Consider the following 15,266-nt stretch of genomic DNA (forward strand, 5'->3'; position numbering starts at 1 on the left):
ATGAACGGTTGGCTGGACTATCGCTGGCCGAAAAGCAGCGTCGCCTTCATCGCGGGCATTTTCATGTTCGCCGGGGCGGTTCTCTTTTTCCTCGGCGACACGTGGTACACGAAGTACGTCTGCCCCTTCTTCTTTCCGATCGGAGTGGGGCTCTGGCTCAAGCACTCGTGGGCCCGCTGGACGGCATTCGTCTTGATTGCGCTCACCTCCGCGCTGGCGGTGGTGGTCTTGGTGATCGGCGACTTCTCGGCCAGTCGTGCGGTCCGTCTCCTCTCCGCGATCTGGATGCTCTACGCCCTCTGGGAATGGGACGTCTATGCGGAGCGACCGCAGCCGGACATCGCTGCGGTCGAAGAGTAAAGCTTAGCGAGCCGTTTCGTCTAGCGTCGCCGTCAGACGATCCAAATTCTGCTCCAGCCCGTCGCCAGCAAAACTGCGAACGTTCGCGCAGGTCTGCGCATCATCAAACGCCATCCGCCAGTGAAGGTGACAACCTTTTTCCGCCGGCGCGAACGTGAGCGTTGATTGAAAATGGGGAGCGCTCTGATGATCAAACACGATCCGCGTCGGCGCTACGATTTCCAGGAACCGGCTTTCGTTCAAATAGTCGGCGCCGTTGGGGCCATGCATGATGAATCGCCAATGGCCGCCGGGCTGAAAATCAAATTCGTGAAACGTGTTGGTGAAGCCGTTGGGGCCCCACCACCGCGCCAGGATCGCCGGATCGCGAAACGCGGCGAAGATTTGCGCGGGAGAGTAGGGGATTAGGCGGCTCGTTTCGATCCGGCAGTCGACCGGGACTTCGTTGGCGTCGTTCATCGCGCTCGTGCTCTTTCCTGGGATGCCGGTCACTGCGGGACGAGCCAACAATGACCGGCGCCGCATGCTGCTTTACTGTTGCTGCTGTAGTTGCTGTTTCACCTTCTCGTTTCGTGCGGTGATCAGCGCGTTGACCGTTTCATCGGCCGGACGGATTTCAAACGGACCCATTTTGACGCCGGGGTGTTTCGACATCAGGGCGATCGCGTGATTCATGTCGCGAGCTTCCAGCAGCAAGATGCCGCCGAGCGTTTCCTTCGTTTCCGAAAATGGACCGTCGGTTACTTCGACGTTTCCGTCTTTCGCCCTCAGCGTGACCGCGTCATGCGACCAGCCGAGCGCCTCGCCGCCGAGAAAGTGTCCGCCCCGACGCAGCTCATCGTCATACGCAAAGCACTCGTCCATCAACTTTTGACCTACGTCGGGCGGGATCTCGGCATACGCCTTTTGGTCGATATAGCCCAGGCAAACGTATTTCATGCGATCAAACTCCGTTGGTGGTTGTTGCGATTCGGATCAGCTTTTAGAGCCGAACTTTATCCAGTAGTCGAACGGCCGCCGGCGAAATCGACAGCCGCGAAAAGATTTTCGCCAAAAAGTTCGCTCACGTGCGTAGACGTTCGATCTTCGTGTTCAGAAGTCGTTTCTCCGCTTCCTGTTGCGTCAGTTCGGCCGCTCTCGTGAGCGCCGCGATCGCCGCTTCTTTTTCTCCGGCTCGGCACAACAGTTCCCCTCGGGCCGAATGGGCCAGGTGATAGTCGGCCAGATCGCCGCGGGCCAGGATCGCGTCGATAATTGCCAGGCCGGCTTCCGGTCCGTCCCGCATCGCGACGGCGACTGCTCGGTTCAGTTCGATTACCGGCGACGGCTCGATCTGCAGCAGCGCCGAATAGAGCACCACAATCTGATTCCAATCGGTTTGGTCGGCTGTCGGCGCTTCGGCATGAATCGCCGAGATCGCCCCTTGCAGCGTGTAGGCGCCGAAGCGCCGCGAACGAAGTGCGTCCTCTACGAGCACGATCCCTTCCGCAATTAGCCGCTGATCCCACCGCCTTCGATCCTGATCTTCCATCAAGATGATTTCGCCGTCGTCCGAAACCCGCGCCTCGCGCCGCGATTCGTGCAGCAGCATCAACGCGAGTAAACCTTTCACTTCCGGTTCCGGCAGCAACTGATGCAGCAGTCGGCCTAGCCGGATCGCTTCGGCCGTCAGGTTCGCTCGGATCGGCGCTTCTCCTTGCGACGCGCTGTACCCTTCGTTGAAGACCAGATAGATCGCGGAGAGTACGGCATCAAGCCGGGCGGGCAATTCGCTCAGTGACGGGACGACGAACGGAATGCCGGCTTCGCGAATCTTCGCTTTTCCGCGCACGATTCGCTGGGCCATCGAACCTTTGGTCGTCAAAAACGCCCGGGCGATCTCTTCGGTCGTCAGTCCGCACACTTCGCGCAAGGTAAGCGGTACGCGGATGCGGGGATCGATCTCCGGATGGCAGCAGGTAAAGATCAGCCGCAGCCGATCGTCTTCAATCTCGCCTTCCGCGCGGGAGGCGTTCTCGGTCGCAACTTCTGCCATTCGTGCGGCGATTTCTCCCTGAAGCTCCTTCAGTCGACCTTGCCGCCGGAGCGTATCGATCGCCTTGAACCGTCCGGTCGAAACGAGCCAGGCGGTTGGACTGGCCGGAACGCCATCGCGCTCCCAATCGACGACCGCCGCCGCAAACGCTTCATGCATCGCGTCGTCGGCGAGTTCAAAGTCTTTCAGAATTCGGACGAGCGACGCAAAGACCCTCCGCGAATCGGAGCGGTAGAGAGCGTCAAGCTGATCGCGGATCGAAGGCCGGGGAGGGGGATTCATGCCCTGTAGTATAAGCGGCCGCAGCGACCAAAGGATGATCCAGGAAAAACCTGGCCCAAACAAATACTAGCCCGAGGCGCGAGCCGAGGGAAAGCGGTTGGAATTATCGAGTAAGAACGCTTTCGCTTTCAAATCACAACCGAAAGGAGACTCTTCTGAGAAGTTCCGGCCGCACTCCCTCGGCTTGCGCCTCGGGCTAATATCGGGACCAAGAACGAGTGAAGCCCAGCCAGTCGATAGCCGACTGGCTGGGCCACCCAGGATTGCCTCAACCGCCGCTTAGTTACCGCCGGCGGAAGGTTGCGATAGTTTCTCCAGCGCCTCGCCCACGGTGAAGCTCGCCGGTTTTTGACGCGGCGGATAGGCGACGAAGGTTTCCATCAGGTTGCCGACGATCGCTTGCGAGGGGACAAGGACGAAGGCGCGGCGATACCACCAATCTTCGTAGCCCATCCCGTCTTGGCCCTTCTCAAACGGATCGACCTTCAAGTCGAAGATGATCGGCGCGCGGAGGGTGGTGAAGGGGTGCCGCCAAACTTCGATGCCGGTCGCTTCCTGGATCATGAAGTGAACTTTCCAGCGATCGTAACGCAAAGCGAGCAGGTCGCCGTCGTCCGAGAAGTAGAAGAATTCTTTGCGAGCCGATGGAGCTTTACCGGCCAGATAGTCGCTTTGGTTGTAACCGTCGAGATGGACCTTGTAGGTCATGTCGCCGGCCTTGTGACCTTTGAGCAACTTCTCTTTGATGTCGGCGTCGCCGGCAGCGGCGGCGAGCGTGGGGAACCAGTCTTCCGCCGAGAAGGTGTCGGTGAGCAGAGTGCCCGGCTCGACGACGCCTGGCCAGCGGATCAAAGCCGGCACGCGCCATCCGCCGTCCCAGTTGGTGTTCTTTTCGCTGCGGAAGGGAGTCATCCCGCCATCCGGCCACAAGCAGGTCATCGGGCCGTTGTCTGTCGTGTAGACGACGATCGTGTTCTCGGTCAGGCCGGCCTTGTCGACATAGTCGAGCAGCTTGCCGATGATCGCGTCATGGTAGACCATCCCGTCGGCGTAGAAGCCGAGACCGGTCTTGCCCATGTCTTCCGGTTTGACGTGGGTGAAGTTGTGCATGTGGGTCGTATTGAACCAGACGAAGAACGGCTTGTCGGCCTTCTTCGCGCGATCGATGAAATCGGTCGTCGCGGCGAGGACTTCTTCGTCAATCGTTTCCATCCGTTTCATGGTGAGCGGGCCGGTATCTTCGATCTTGCCGTCGGCCGACGACTTGATCACGCCGCGCGGACCGAACTTCTTTTTGAATTCAGGATTCTTGGGGTAGTCGGGGTTTTCCGGCTCTTCTTCGGCGTTCAGGTGATAGAGGTTGCCGAGGAACTCGTCGAAGCCATGGTTGGTCGGCAGGAATTCGTCCTTGTCTCCCAAGTGATTCTTCCCGAACTGGCCAGTGACGTAACCCATCGGCTTCAAGATTTCGGCAAGGGTCGGATCTTCTTTTTGCAGACCGAGATCGGCGCCCGGCAGACCTACTTTCGAGAGCCCAGTGCGGAACGGCATCTGGCCGGTAATAAAGGCCGACCGTCCCGCGGTGCAGCTTTGCTGGGCGTAGTAGGACATGAACTTGCCCCCTTCTTTCGCCAAGCGATCGATGTTCGGGGTCGAGTAGCCCATCATCCCTTGATGATAGGTGCTGATGTTCCACATGCCGATGTCATCCCCCATGATGAACAGGATGTTCGGCTTGTCTGCGGCCAGTGCGGTTGCCGACCAAAGCAACGCGACGCAGAGAGACAAAAAGCGAATACGCCGGGTCATGAATTTCTCCCCAGGTGAAGGCGGCCAGGTTGTGCGATGAGCGATACGGGGCTCGAGCGCTCGACGATATTTTACGATTAGGTAAACGGCGAAGGCGACGAGAAAACGGAGATTTTCATGGACATTTCAAGGAATGTTCTACGTGGATGAATTGCATGGTTACGAACGTTCATGCATGGCGGATTCAGACCGACAGTCTGTAGCGAAATGGAAACGCCTGGCCGAAAAAAAAACACGGGAAGTGCCGAAAATGCTGGGATTTTTCTATTCATCGCCGGTTGCTGATTCGTTGCTGTGCCAGGACGGGCCACTGCGATATCAGCGGTATGAGTTCTATATGAAGGGCGCCCGAATCTCGTAATGGATTGATGTCAGGTTAAATCATGGTATGGGTAGCGACGGAAATGCGTCTGCAAGGAACGTGTGCTTTCTGTTCCACCAGCGCACGTTGCACGCAATTCTGTTGACGCCCCGCTGATCCAAGCGAACCTAGTCCAGGTCGCAGGCATGAGATTGCGTTCACTGAAACCGTTCGACCATCCCGTTCACCACTGCTCGCTCGCTGGAAACAACCAACGATGACTCGCCGCAGCGTCGTTGGGGTGGATGCGTGATGTTTTTCTGGCTGGGTGACGTTTGGCGTGGTCGGCGGCCGCATTTCCCTCGCTTGCGCTTTCGGGCTACGAAGGAGAGGACATTGCTGTGGCCTGGCGTTCTATTCTTCCGCCAGAAAAGGGGTGAAATTTGACCGGTTCGGTTCCGTCAGGCACAATCGAAACTTCACCCACCCGCTTGCCCTCGCTTTGGACTTGCCTCATGTCGAATTCCCTTTCGCGCCTGCTGGCGTTTTTGCTGCTCGTCTCTTTTCTGGCCGCTCCCAGCTTCGCCCAAGAGCCGGCTCTGAAGCCGAACTTTGTGGTCATTAATATCGACGACCTGGGCTACGCCGATATCGAGCCGTTTGGATCGGAGATCAATCGGACGCCGAATTTGAACGCGATGGCGGACGAGGGGATGAAGCTGACCTGCTTTTATGCGGCGCCGGTTTGTTCGCCGTCGCGAGCGGCGCTGATGACCGGGTCCTATCCGAAACGAAGTCTGACGATTCCGCACGTCCTCTTTCCGGCGAACGCTGAAGGGCTGAACCCCAACGAAGTGACGATCGCTGAGCTGATGAAAGAGCAGGGGTACGCGACCGGGATCATCGGCAAATGGCACTTGGGGGATCAGCCCGAGTTTTTGCCGACCAAGCAAGGGTTTGACTACTACTACGGCTTGCCTTACTCGAACGACATGGGCCCGGCTGAAGATGGCGTGAAGAGCAACTACGGCGCGCCGCTGCCGAAGACGAAAGGGAAAGGTCAGCCGCCGCTGCCGCTGATGCGAAACGAAACGGTGCTGCAGCGCGTGTTGGCGAAAGATCAGACCGAGCTGGTTACCAACTACACGCACGAAGCGATCAAGTTTATCAACGCGCACCAGGAAGAGCCGTTCTTCTTGTACCTGCCCCACTCGGCGGTTCACTTTCCCCTTTATCCCGGCGATGCGTTCCGGGGGAAGAATGAACATGGTCTCTACAACGACTGGGTGGAAGAAGTCGACTGGAGCGTCGGTCAGGTTTTGAAGACGTTGAAGGACCTCGGTCTCGACGAACGGACGCTGGTGATCTTCACTTCGGACAACGGCGGACAGACGCGGTTCGGCGCGATCAACAAGCCGCTGCGAGCCGGCAAAGGGACGACCTATGAAGGTGGGATGCGCGTCCCGACGATCGTTCGCTGGCCCGGCAAGGTTCCGGCCGGATCAAGCAGCGACGAAGTGGTCGGCATGATCGACGTACTCCCGACGCTAGTTCGCTTGGCCGGCGGCAAAGCTCCTGCGGATCGCAAGATTGACGGCGGCGACATCGGCGCGATCCTGGCCGGGGACAAAGATGCGAAGAGCCCGCACGACGTCTTCTATTTCTACCGCGGCTTCGACCTGGAAGCGGTCCGGAGCGGTCCGTGGAAGCTGCGTCTGAAAGAGGGTGAGCTCTACAACCTGAAGGAAGATATCAGCGAAGCGAAGAACGTCGCCGCCGATCATGCCGACGTCGTCGAACGTTTGCAAAAAATCGCCGCCGAAATGGAGAGCGATCTCGGCGTGAAGAAAATTGGCCCCGGCTGCCGCCCGCTGGGGATGGCGAAGAATCCGGAACCGTTGATCGGGTATGACGGAACGGTTCGCGAGGGATTCGTGCCGCAGAAGTAGGGTCCGCTATGCGGACCAAAATAGGGCGACCAATATCGACCGCAACACTAACCCGAGGCGCGAGCCGAGGGAATACGGTTGGAAGTTGGCGGTCGGTGGGAACGACGGTTTACGATTCGAGGCGAACGCTCACATCGTTTAGTAGGGCACACGCATTCCCTCGGCTCGCGCCTCGGGCTAGTGTGCTATCGTCTCACCTCTCCGACGTATCGACCTTCGCCCAGAACGGGTGTTGGCGATCGGCGCGGGTGCGGACGTCTTCCAGCATCACTTCGGCCGTCGGCTTTAGCTCGCGGTCGAAGCTGCGGCGGTCGATGGTGACGGTGGCCCGTTTGCTGAAGTCGACCATCTCGGGCGTGAAGTAGACGGTGGCGCCGCCCGACTTCGATTGGACCGAGACGCCGTTGGTGGCGAGGATCTTCGCTTCGACGTCGGTCGTGGTCGCTTTTGGCTGCGGCCACTCGGCCGGCAAAACTTGGCCGCGTGCCGGCAGGTCGCGGATTTCGACCCAATAGAAGAAGTTGTCCCAGGGACGCATCGTCGAAAGCTCAAACTCTTTCGGCGTAAAGTTCCGAACGTGGAGATCCATCCAGTTGAACATCTCCTGGATCTCTTCCTGGAAGTGTTCATGGCCGCGACCGAGGTACTCGACCACGGTGACGTCCATGTTGTTCTTTTGTAGGTAGCGATCCCAGTCGCGGGCGTTCTTTTCCAATTTGTTGCCGTCGTACTGCCCATGGACGAAGTACATCGGCACATACCGGGCGTTTTCCCAGTATCGAGAAACGTACTTGTCGGCGGTCGCGACGATCGGCAAGACGCCAGCCCAGAGATCCGGATGGGCCAGGCCAATGTCCCAAGCGGCGTCGCCCCCCATCGAGTGACCGGTCAAATAGACTCGATCGGTATCGATCGAGAACTGACGCATCGCGCCGCGAAGCGCATAGAGGACGGCCGCGTGCTCTTGGGCCGAGTATTGATAGTTGAACTGATGTTCTTCGCGCCAGACCGGGGCGATCACGATGTAGCCATGACGAGTCGCCTGGCCCATGCGCATGCCGAACTCTTTGTTGTAAGAGCCGGCCCACCAGTCGATCTGCTGCTCCGGCGTAGAGCCGCCATTGAGAGTGACGATAGTCGGATAGCGGCGATACGGATCGTAGTCAGGCGGAAGCTGAACGTAGTACTGAATGTCTTTGTAGCCAGGAATGCCAGGGGTGGTCATCAGCGTGTAGCCAGGGATTTCCGACTTGCTGAACGCTTCGGCGTCGCTGAGCGGCGGCTTCATGTTGAGGATGATTTTGGCCAGGTATTCCGGCGTACCGGCTTCCTGCGATTCGAGTTGCTTGAGGATGCCGGCTTTGTCGACTTCGACTCGGTTGGAGACGTACTGCTGAACCAGGCTGCGAACTTCATAGGCGCTAATGGCGACCGCCAGATTTTGCGTGCCGTTATTGGCGCCCAGGATCCAACCGCTGATCGCCAGCGCCAGTTTTTCTTCGGCCAGCAGCGAGGCGTCATCCGATAGACGAATGAAGTCGGTCATCCGGTTGATGGTGTTGATCGACAAATCGCTTTTGATCTCGGCGACGGCGGCGTCAACTTTCGGCTTGAGGGCCGGATCGTTGAACTCGGCGTTGAACTTGTCGAGCAGGCCGACGACATTGGCGCGACGCTGCGAGATCGAGTCGTACTCGGTCAGCATCTGACGCACCTTGAGGAGCGTTTCGCCGGCGACTCCTTCGTCCGGAAACCGCGAGAGCATTTGATAGGCGAGGGTGTGTTGACCGGACGACTGACGAAGTTCGATTTCGCGAATCAGGTTTTGCGAGGCGAGTTGTCGCAGTCCGCTGATCTGCTTTTTCAGATCGGAGAGTTGAGGGAAATCGCGAATCACCTCGGCCAGCTCGAGCGCGGCGTCCTGATAACGTTCGGCTTGCAAGTAAAGGCGGACGATCTTCAGGCGTTGGTCGGCGTCTTTCGAGTCGAGTTGCTGGCGGAGGATCTTGCTGAGCGTTTCGCGGGGAATGCTGCTCGTCCGCATCCGCATATCCCAGATGTAGGTATGCTCGGCTTGCAGTCCTTCCACCTTCGTATAGCGCGGGGTGATTTCGGTGATCCCTTGGATGACGTCGATCTTGCCGCGCGCGGTATCCATCGTGTAGATGCGGCGTCCCCATTGATCGAACGGCGTGATCCGAATGCTGTTGCCGATGATCAGGACGCGACTTCCCGACTGCGGCAGCCGCTGCTCGATGTGGATATGCTCTTGGAGGGCCGGCGGAGAGGGTTGAACGTCTTTGACCAGGTAGCTGGGAACGTAGACGCGACGGAGGTCGTCGTCGGCGATGACGATCAGCTGCAGCGCGACTTCGCCGCCGCTGTTGTTGTTGAGGAGCCCTTCGCCGATCGAAGCGATCTTGCCGAGCTTCCCTTCAATCGTCATCCCGTTCTTCAGCGTCAGCACATCGGCGGAGGCCGACGAAACGAAGAGCGCGGAAAGGAGCAGAGCGGTGAGCGTAAGGCGGTTAGTCATGCGATCAATCGACGTCGAGAAAGGCGGAGAGAGGACGGAGAATTGTATCTCTCTGCGGCGCCGCAGGTAGGCGACCAGCTCTTTCCATTGTCAACGAGATGACAAGTCGGTCAACAAAATCGCTAGAAACGGCAAAAACGGAACGCCAAAAGGGAGGGAGAAGCCGATTGGGCTTTCTCCCTGTGAGCAATTAGGCGTTTGCGAGCCGCGGCGTTAGTTGGCCCGAGCGCTAGTTCGCGCTGAAGGTGATCGAAGCAGCGGCGCCTTCGCGCGAGATCGGATCGGCCATGAACCGCTGGTAGCAATCGCGGCAGAGTTGGAAGTTGCGTTCCAGGTGATTTTCGTGCAGCGTCGGATCATCCAGGCTATGAATTTTTTCGAGCGCGTCGGAGATGGTCGCCAAGTGATCGTGATCGGTGTCTTCCAGATCGTACTCGTCAAGTTGCGGTTCGATCTCGAGGAAGGCGGTCAAGCGAACGATGAAACAGGGATCGGTCGCTTTGTCAAAAACTTGCTGACAACAATGGCAAGCATATTGACTCATACAGCGTTCCCTTCATGAGGCGAGGAGGAGGGCGTTACAGCGACTTCATGTCTGCAGATAACTTTATCGTAACGTCGCCCGCGCGCGAGGAGCAATACGAGTTGAGCGAAAAATGGACGTGGAAATACGCGCACAAAAAAAGCCGCAACGCGATTGCGTTACGGCTCTACTTTGGCTTGATAGCTCTACCAGCGATCGACAATTCTAAGCGATCTTAGTTGTCGGCCAGCGGCTCTTTCTTTTCGGTGATCGACTCGCACTGCGGCGCCATTTCGGCGTTCAGTTCGATGAAGCCTTGCCATTCTTCCGGAACGTTGTCTTCGTGGAAGATGGCTTCGACCGGACATTCCGGCACGCAAGCTTCGCAGTCAATGCATTCTTCCGGGTGGATGTAGAGGATTTTGTCCCCTTCGTAGAAACATTCCACCGGGCAAACGACCACACAATCGGTGTACTTGCACCCAAAACAGGGTTGGCAAACTACGTGAGTCATCGCGTTTCCTATTCTCCTTGCGAATGCATCGCTAAATGTTGACGGCGGCCCCGCCCGCAATTTGGAGCCAAAATCTTCTCTATTGGGGTGAATCCGCGGGGGGTATTTTCGCCGAAAGTCTCAATACAGAACAGCTTTACCGTAAGTTATCCCTGCTATAATGGGCTGTCAAGATAGACTGCCGCTATCAAATATTCAGGGCAATCTTGCCTCAGGAGGGGGCTGCAAATAGAATCCGCCAGGGCGGAGTTTCTTCCGTCCGGCCGACTTTTCAAACCCTTGCGAGGCCAAAGTGGCCCTAACCGAAACGGATCGCAAATTGCTCGACAGCTGTCTGGCCGGTGAGCCGTGCGCTTGGGAAGCGCTCGTTGACCGGTTTGTGGGGCTCGTCGTTCACGTCGTTGATCACACGGCGCGGTGCAAAGGAGTCGAAATCACCAACGAAGATCGGGAGGATCTCGCCGCCGACGTCTTCGCTCGGCTGGTACGCAAGGACTTCCGAATCCTGCGAGATTTCCGGCGAAATTGTTCGTTGGCGACCTATCTGACGGTGATCGCTCGCCGCATTACGATTCGTCAATTGCATCGCCGCATTCGCGAGCGTTCGCTTCATTTCGCGCTCAACGGCGAGCCGACCTCGCCGGTCACTTGGACCGTCGAACAGCGGATCGAGGATCGCGACCAGATCGAAGCTTGGCTCGAATCGCTCTCGGGTCTCGAGGCCGAGGTGGTCCGCCGCTTCCACCTGGAGGGGCTCTCCTACGAAGAGATCAGTCGACAGTTGGGCATTCCGGTCAATTCGATCGGCCCGACCCTGTCGCGTGCTCGGCTGAAGATTCGCCGCAGCAATTCGGCCGACTCGGTCTTTAAATAGCGAATTTTCGAACAGAGCGATCTTCGGCAAATGCGCAAGCCCGCCGACTGCTAGCCTAATTGTCCCGCTGCCGCTGCTGGCGCCGACTATGGTTTTTCGGGGGGCGGAATCACCGTGATGGCCGGGGGCATCCAGGTCTGCTCCACGATTTCGGCGTCCGGGGTGTAGGTACGCAGCATCAGGTAGAAGTTCCCCTGCGGAGCCGGCAGCCAGTTTTTGGCCGCCGCGCCGGTGAGCGGCTCGTTCTGGATCGTAATCGTCAGCGGTTCATTCTTTTCCAACTTGCCGATCGAGCGGCTGGTGATCGAGTAACGTTCCAGCGAGTTTTCGACCAGGTTGGCGTCGGCGCTGTACATAGTGATCGACCAGTACGCTTTGGCCGGGGGCAATTTGCCGGCCGGGAATTGCAACTGGTACTTCTTGGTCCCGGTCAGTTGTTTGCCGTCGGCGTCGACGCTGGCGACCAAGAAGACGGCGTCAGCCGGATCGCTGGCCACAATACCGCCGAGCGACTGCTGCGCCGCGCGAACCAGGAATTCTCCTTTATCGCCTGCTCGTCCGAGCGAAGGCGGCGGGTATTTCCAACCGTTGGCGACGACGCAGTCAGGCGATTCAAGCAGCGTCTTTTCCAGGATCTTCTGGCCATCGACGGCGGCGCGAGCGAGTCCCGCCTGATAGGCAGGATCGAGCTTGGCGACGTTTTGGCCAGGACCGATTTTGAGCGTCGCGAACAGATCGACTAGACCTTGCTGCGATTTCGGCGGCGGATTCTCGGTCATCGCCCGATCGATCGTTTTCCAAACGGCGAGCGGATCGTTGGCTGCATCGGGCGGCTGCCAAACGTCGCGGGTCTCGGGGATTTGCACGTTGTTCTTTCCCCAGTACGACAGCGGCGTCAGCTTGTATTGCGATTGCAATTCGCGCACGTACATCACGTCTTGCGGGTTGTAGACCAGCGTCCGTCCCATCACGAGCACCCAGGGAGTGGGCGACTTTGGCAACGCGATGACCCCGCTCGGAAGTTCGTCAGCGAAGTCGGGGCCGACGATGGCGAAGTTGCCGGGCCCGCTGCCGTTGGTGCGCTGACCGACCGCAGCGAAGTTGTCGGAGTTGAACGCGGCGAAATCAAACGCGTAGTAGCGATCCGCCATGTCGGGGATCGACAAGATCACCGGCTCTTTGGAGACGTCGACCCACGCGATCGAGTAGAGCGTGTCGTTATTCGGGCTGCCGCCGTCGCGGTACTTGGCGGTCGTCAGCCGTTTGGCGTGAAAGAAATGATTGACGGCAGCGTACGAGCTTTTCCCTTTTTCATTCGTCTCGCCGACCCACTTCCAGCGAAGCTGGGCGTTGTAGTAGTACGGAAATGCGTATGTGTACGCAGCGATGCCGACGCTGCGGGCATACTCTTCTTTCCAGGCCGCCTTCGGTGCGGCGGCGGGCTTTTCCGCTTTGGGAGCCTCTTGGGCGCGAACCGGAACGCCGCTCGTGGTGACGAGCAAGACGAAGATCAGGGGTACAAGGTATCGCAACATCGGTCTAGGGCTAATCAAATGGTGGGGAATCCCGTTTATTATTCCCTCGTTACGAGAATGGGGAATTATAGGTCGCGGAAAATGGGGGTAATCGCAGAGAATTCGCTATAACCGGACGTCCGGCCCCCATTTCGCCGCCCGGAGAGGGGCTTTTCCGGCTTTCTAGTCAGCCGGACAAAAGCCAGCTAAAATGCGTAATTCTTTCTATCCCCCGTTACCCCCGCAAGTGAACTCAAGGAGCCTTTGATGTCCGGCCCGCTCAACAAGTACAGCAGCCGCGTTACCCAGCCGAAAAGCCAGGGCGCGTCGCAGGCCATGCTTTACGGAACCGGTATGACCGAGGCCGACATGGACAAAGCGCAGGTTGGCATCGCCAGCGTCTGGTACGAGGGGAACACCTGCAACATGCACCTCAACGCGCTGTCGGAAGAGGTGAAAAAAGGGGTGGTCGCGGCGGACATGGTCGGCATGCGATTCAACACCATCGGCGTGAGCGACGGCATCTCGATGGGGACCGAAGGGATGAGCTTCTCGCTCCAATCCCGCGACCTGATCGCCGACTCGATCGAAACGATCATGGGCGGTCAGTGGTACGACGGTCTGATCGCGTTGCCGGGTTGCGATAAGAACATGCCGGGCTGCTTGATCGCAATGGGACGTTTGAACCGTCCGTCGATCATGGTTTACGGCGGTACGATCAAACCGGGGCATAACGCCAAGGGAGAAAAGCTCGATATCGTTTCGGCGTTCCAGTGCTATGGTCAGTTCCTGTCGCACACGATCACCGAAGAAGAACGAAAAGAAATCGTGCGCAAGGCTTGTCCCGGCGCTGGCGCGTGCGGCGGCATGTACACCGCCAACACGATGGCGACGGCGATCGAAGCGCTTGGCATGACCCTGCCGTACAGCAGCAGCATTCCGGCCGAAGACCCGGCCAAGAAGGAAGAATGCGTCGCCGCCGGTAAGGCGATGCGTTACCTGCTTGAACAAGACATCAAGCCGCGCGACATCATGACCCGCGATGCGTTTGAAAACGCGATGGTGATGGTGATGGCGCTCGGCGGTTCGACCAACGCCGTGTTGCACTTGATCGCGATGGCTCGCGCCGTCGATGTGGAACTGACGATCGACGACTTCCAGAAGGTGAGCGATCGCGTTCCGTTCCTGGCTGACTTGAAGCCGAGCGGCAAGTACGTGCAGGAAGACCTTCACTCGATCGGCGGCACCCCAGCCGTGATGAAGTACCTGATGGCGGAAGGTTTCCTGAAGGGGGACTGCCTGACGGTGACCGGCAAGACGCTGGCCGAAAACATCGCCGATCTCCCCGGCTTGAAGGAAGGTCAGCAGATCGTCCATCCGCTGTCCGATCCGATCAAGCCGACCGGTCACATCCAGATCTTGAAAGGCACGCTGGCTCCCGAAGGCGCCGTTGCGAAGATCACCGGCAAGGAAGGTCTGCGTTTCCAAGGGACGGCCAACGTCTTCGACAGCGAAGAAGACATGCTGCACGCTCTGGAAGAGAACAAGATCAAAAAGGGGGACGTCGTCATCATTCGTTACGAAGGTCCGAAGGGGGGCCCCGGCATGCCGGAAATGCTGACCCCGACCTCGGCGATCATGGGCGCTGGTTTGGGAAGCGACGTGGCGTTGCTGACCGACGGCCGGTTCTCCGGCGGTTCGCACGGCTTCATCGTTGGTCACATCACCCCGGAAGCGCAAGAAGGGGGCCCGGTCGCGTTGGTTCAAAACGGCGACATCATCACGATTGACGCCGATACGAACTCGATCGACGTCGACGTGCCGGCCGAAGAAATGGCGAAACGCAAGGCCGCTTGGAAGGCGCCCGCCTACAAGGCGACCCGCGGTACGCTGTACAAGTACATCAAGAACGTGAAGAGCGCTTCGGAAGGTTGCGTCACGGACGAATAACCACGCAGCGAATTCCAACTCCAACACTACAGTTGAGGCGACGCCCTACGGGGCGTCGTTTTTTTATGGCTACCATCATCTTGCTGATTCTGTCGAACATCTTCATGACGTTCGCCTGGTACGGGCACTTGAAGTTCAAGAGCAGCGCTTTGTGGGTCGTGATTCTAGCGAGTTGGGGGATCGCGTTTTTTGAGTATTGTCTACAAGTGCCGGCCAATCGTTGGGGACACGAGCGGTTCAGCGCCGCTCAACTGAAGATCATGCAGGAGGTGATCACGCTGGTCGTGTTTTGCGTCTTCGCAGTGACCTTTCTCCGTGAGCCGCTGAAATGGAACTACGTGGTCGGTTTCGTGATGATCCTGCTGGCGGTCGTCTTCGTCTTTGGGTTCGACCGACCGACGAAAGGGGCGCCCGACGATTTGCCGAGCGTCGGTCAGATGGAAGAAGATCCGCCGGCCGAAGGGTGAAACGCGGTCACTAGCCCGAGGCGCAAGCCGAGGGAATGCGGTTTCATGCCTTCTTGAAGATGCGATTCTGATTCGAGCCGCAAACCAACTGGAAGCGATTGCTGAGCGTCCGTCCGCATTCCCTCGGCTTGCGCCTCGGGTTAGTGTGGAGT

The 15,266-nt window shown here is 58.5% G+C and carries 14 protein-coding genes; 6 read left to right on the forward strand and 8 right to left on the reverse strand.

The annotated features are described in order from the left end of the window. Positions 1-360 carry a hypothetical protein gene (locus LOC68_RS21840; protein ID WP_230222675.1) on the forward strand — a complete coding sequence of 120 codons (360 nt, stop codon included), beginning with the start codon at positions 1-3 and terminating at the stop codon, positions 358-360. Between the two features lie 3 nt (positions 361-363). Here the strand turns inward: LOC68_RS21840 and LOC68_RS21845 are convergent, their stop codons facing one another. From LOC68_RS21845 to LOC68_RS21860, 4 genes are all read right to left on the reverse strand, one after another. Then, positions 364-819 carry an SRPBCC family protein gene (locus tag LOC68_RS21845; protein WP_230222676.1) on the reverse strand — a complete coding sequence of 152 codons (456 nt, stop codon included), beginning with the start codon at positions 817-819 and terminating at the stop codon, positions 364-366. Positions 820-891: 72 nt separating this feature from the next. Then, positions 892-1,299: a YciI family protein gene (locus LOC68_RS21850; RefSeq protein WP_230222678.1), complete on the reverse strand. Its 408-nt coding sequence runs from the start codon at positions 1,297-1,299 to the stop codon at positions 892-894. 124 nt (positions 1,300-1,423) lie between these two features. After that, positions 1,424-2,677, reverse strand: a complete 1,254-nt coding sequence (locus LOC68_RS21855) for an RNA polymerase sigma factor (protein WP_230222680.1) — start codon at positions 2,675-2,677, stop codon at positions 1,424-1,426. A 279-nt stretch (positions 2,678-2,956) separates the two neighbouring features. Further along, complete coding sequence (locus tag LOC68_RS21860; RefSeq protein ID WP_230222682.1) at positions 2,957-4,486, reverse strand: arylsulfatase; 1,530 nt, start codon at positions 4,484-4,486, stop codon at positions 2,957-2,959. A gap of 142 nt (positions 4,487-4,628) precedes the next feature. Here LOC68_RS21860 and LOC68_RS21865 point away from each other — a divergent pair, with 142 nt between their 5' ends. Both LOC68_RS21865 and LOC68_RS21870 read left to right on the forward strand, forming a co-directional pair. Beyond that, entirely contained in the window at positions 4,629-4,847 is a 219-nt protein-coding gene (locus LOC68_RS21865; protein WP_230222684.1) for a hypothetical protein, read from the forward strand. A 455-nt stretch (positions 4,848-5,302) separates the two neighbouring features. Then, entirely contained in the window at positions 5,303-6,736 is a 1,434-nt protein-coding gene (locus LOC68_RS21870) for a sulfatase family protein (RefSeq protein ID WP_230222685.1), read from the forward strand. A 193-nt stretch (positions 6,737-6,929) separates the two neighbouring features. On the opposite strand, the gene LOC68_RS21875 is transcribed toward LOC68_RS21870, so the two are convergent. From LOC68_RS21875 to LOC68_RS21885, 3 genes are all read right to left on the reverse strand, one after another. Beyond that, positions 6,930-9,272: a carboxylesterase family protein gene (locus LOC68_RS21875; protein WP_230222687.1), complete on the reverse strand. Its 2,343-nt coding sequence runs from the start codon at positions 9,270-9,272 to the stop codon at positions 6,930-6,932. A 229-nt stretch (positions 9,273-9,501) separates the two neighbouring features. Then, positions 9,502-9,816 (reverse strand): hypothetical protein, encoded by a 315-nt coding sequence (locus LOC68_RS21880; protein WP_230222689.1) that lies wholly within the window; start codon positions 9,814-9,816, stop codon positions 9,502-9,504. Positions 9,817-10,030: 214 nt separating this feature from the next. Beyond that, on the reverse strand, positions 10,031-10,309 hold the full coding sequence (locus tag LOC68_RS21885) for a ferredoxin family protein (protein WP_105360202.1): 279 nt from the start codon (positions 10,307-10,309) through the stop codon (positions 10,031-10,033). A 292-nt stretch (positions 10,310-10,601) separates the two neighbouring features. Between LOC68_RS21885 and LOC68_RS21890 the strand changes: the two genes are divergently transcribed. Beyond that, positions 10,602-11,183, forward strand: coding sequence for an RNA polymerase sigma factor (locus LOC68_RS21890; protein WP_230222691.1), 582 nt, complete (start codon positions 10,602-10,604; stop codon positions 11,181-11,183). 86 nt (positions 11,184-11,269) lie between these two features. On the opposite strand, the gene LOC68_RS21895 is transcribed toward LOC68_RS21890, so the two are convergent. Continuing rightward, positions 11,270-12,718, reverse strand: coding sequence for a DUF1254 domain-containing protein (locus LOC68_RS21895; RefSeq protein WP_230222693.1), 1,449 nt, complete (start codon positions 12,716-12,718; stop codon positions 11,270-11,272). A 246-nt stretch (positions 12,719-12,964) separates the two neighbouring features. Between LOC68_RS21895 and ilvD the strand changes: the two genes are divergently transcribed. Next, positions 12,965-14,647 carry a dihydroxy-acid dehydratase gene (ilvD, locus tag LOC68_RS21900; RefSeq protein WP_230222695.1) on the forward strand — a complete coding sequence of 561 codons (1,683 nt, stop codon included), beginning with the start codon at positions 12,965-12,967 and terminating at the stop codon, positions 14,645-14,647. 65 nt (positions 14,648-14,712) lie between these two features. Next, entirely contained in the window at positions 14,713-15,114 is a 402-nt protein-coding gene (locus LOC68_RS21905; protein WP_230222697.1) for a DMT family protein, read from the forward strand. Positions 15,115-15,266 lie beyond the last annotated feature (152 nt).

It is taken from the genome of Blastopirellula sediminis (assembly GCF_020966755.1).
Taxonomy (GTDB): Bacteria; Planctomycetota; Planctomycetia; order Pirellulales; family Pirellulaceae; genus Blastopirellula; species Blastopirellula sediminis.

Coding starts and splice junctions, on each gene's coding strand:
- LOC68_RS21840 (WP_230222675.1), top strand. CDS start 1: ATGAACGGTTGGCTGGACTATCGCTGGCCGAAAAGCAGCGTCGCCTTC.
- LOC68_RS21845 (WP_230222676.1), bottom strand. CDS start 819: ATGAACGACGCCAACGAAGTCCCGGTCGACTGCCGGATCGAAACGAGC.
- LOC68_RS21850 (WP_230222678.1), bottom strand. CDS start 1,299: ATGAAATACGTTTGCCTGGGCTATATCGACCAAAAGGCGTATGCCGAG.
- LOC68_RS21855 (WP_230222680.1), bottom strand. CDS start 2,677: ATGAATCCCCCTCCCCGGCCTTCGATCCGCGATCAGCTTGACGCTCTC.
- LOC68_RS21860 (WP_230222682.1), bottom strand. CDS start 4,486: ATGACCCGGCGTATTCGCTTTTTGTCTCTCTGCGTCGCGTTGCTTTGG.
- LOC68_RS21870 (WP_230222685.1), top strand. CDS start 5,303: ATGTCGAATTCCCTTTCGCGCCTGCTGGCGTTTTTGCTGCTCGTCTCT.
- LOC68_RS21875 (WP_230222687.1), bottom strand. CDS start 9,272: ATGACTAACCGCCTTACGCTCACCGCTCTGCTCCTTTCCGCGCTCTTC.
- LOC68_RS21880 (WP_230222689.1), bottom strand. CDS start 9,816: ATGAGTCAATATGCTTGCCATTGTTGTCAGCAAGTTTTTGACAAAGCG.
- LOC68_RS21885 (WP_105360202.1), bottom strand. CDS start 10,309: ATGACTCACGTAGTTTGCCAACCCTGTTTTGGGTGCAAGTACACCGAT.
- LOC68_RS21895 (WP_230222693.1), bottom strand. CDS start 12,718: ATGTTGCGATACCTTGTACCCCTGATCTTCGTCTTGCTCGTCACCACG.
- ilvD (WP_230222695.1), top strand. CDS start 12,965: ATGTCCGGCCCGCTCAACAAGTACAGCAGCCGCGTTACCCAGCCGAAA.
- LOC68_RS21905 (WP_230222697.1), top strand. CDS start 14,713: ATGGCTACCATCATCTTGCTGATTCTGTCGAACATCTTCATGACGTTC.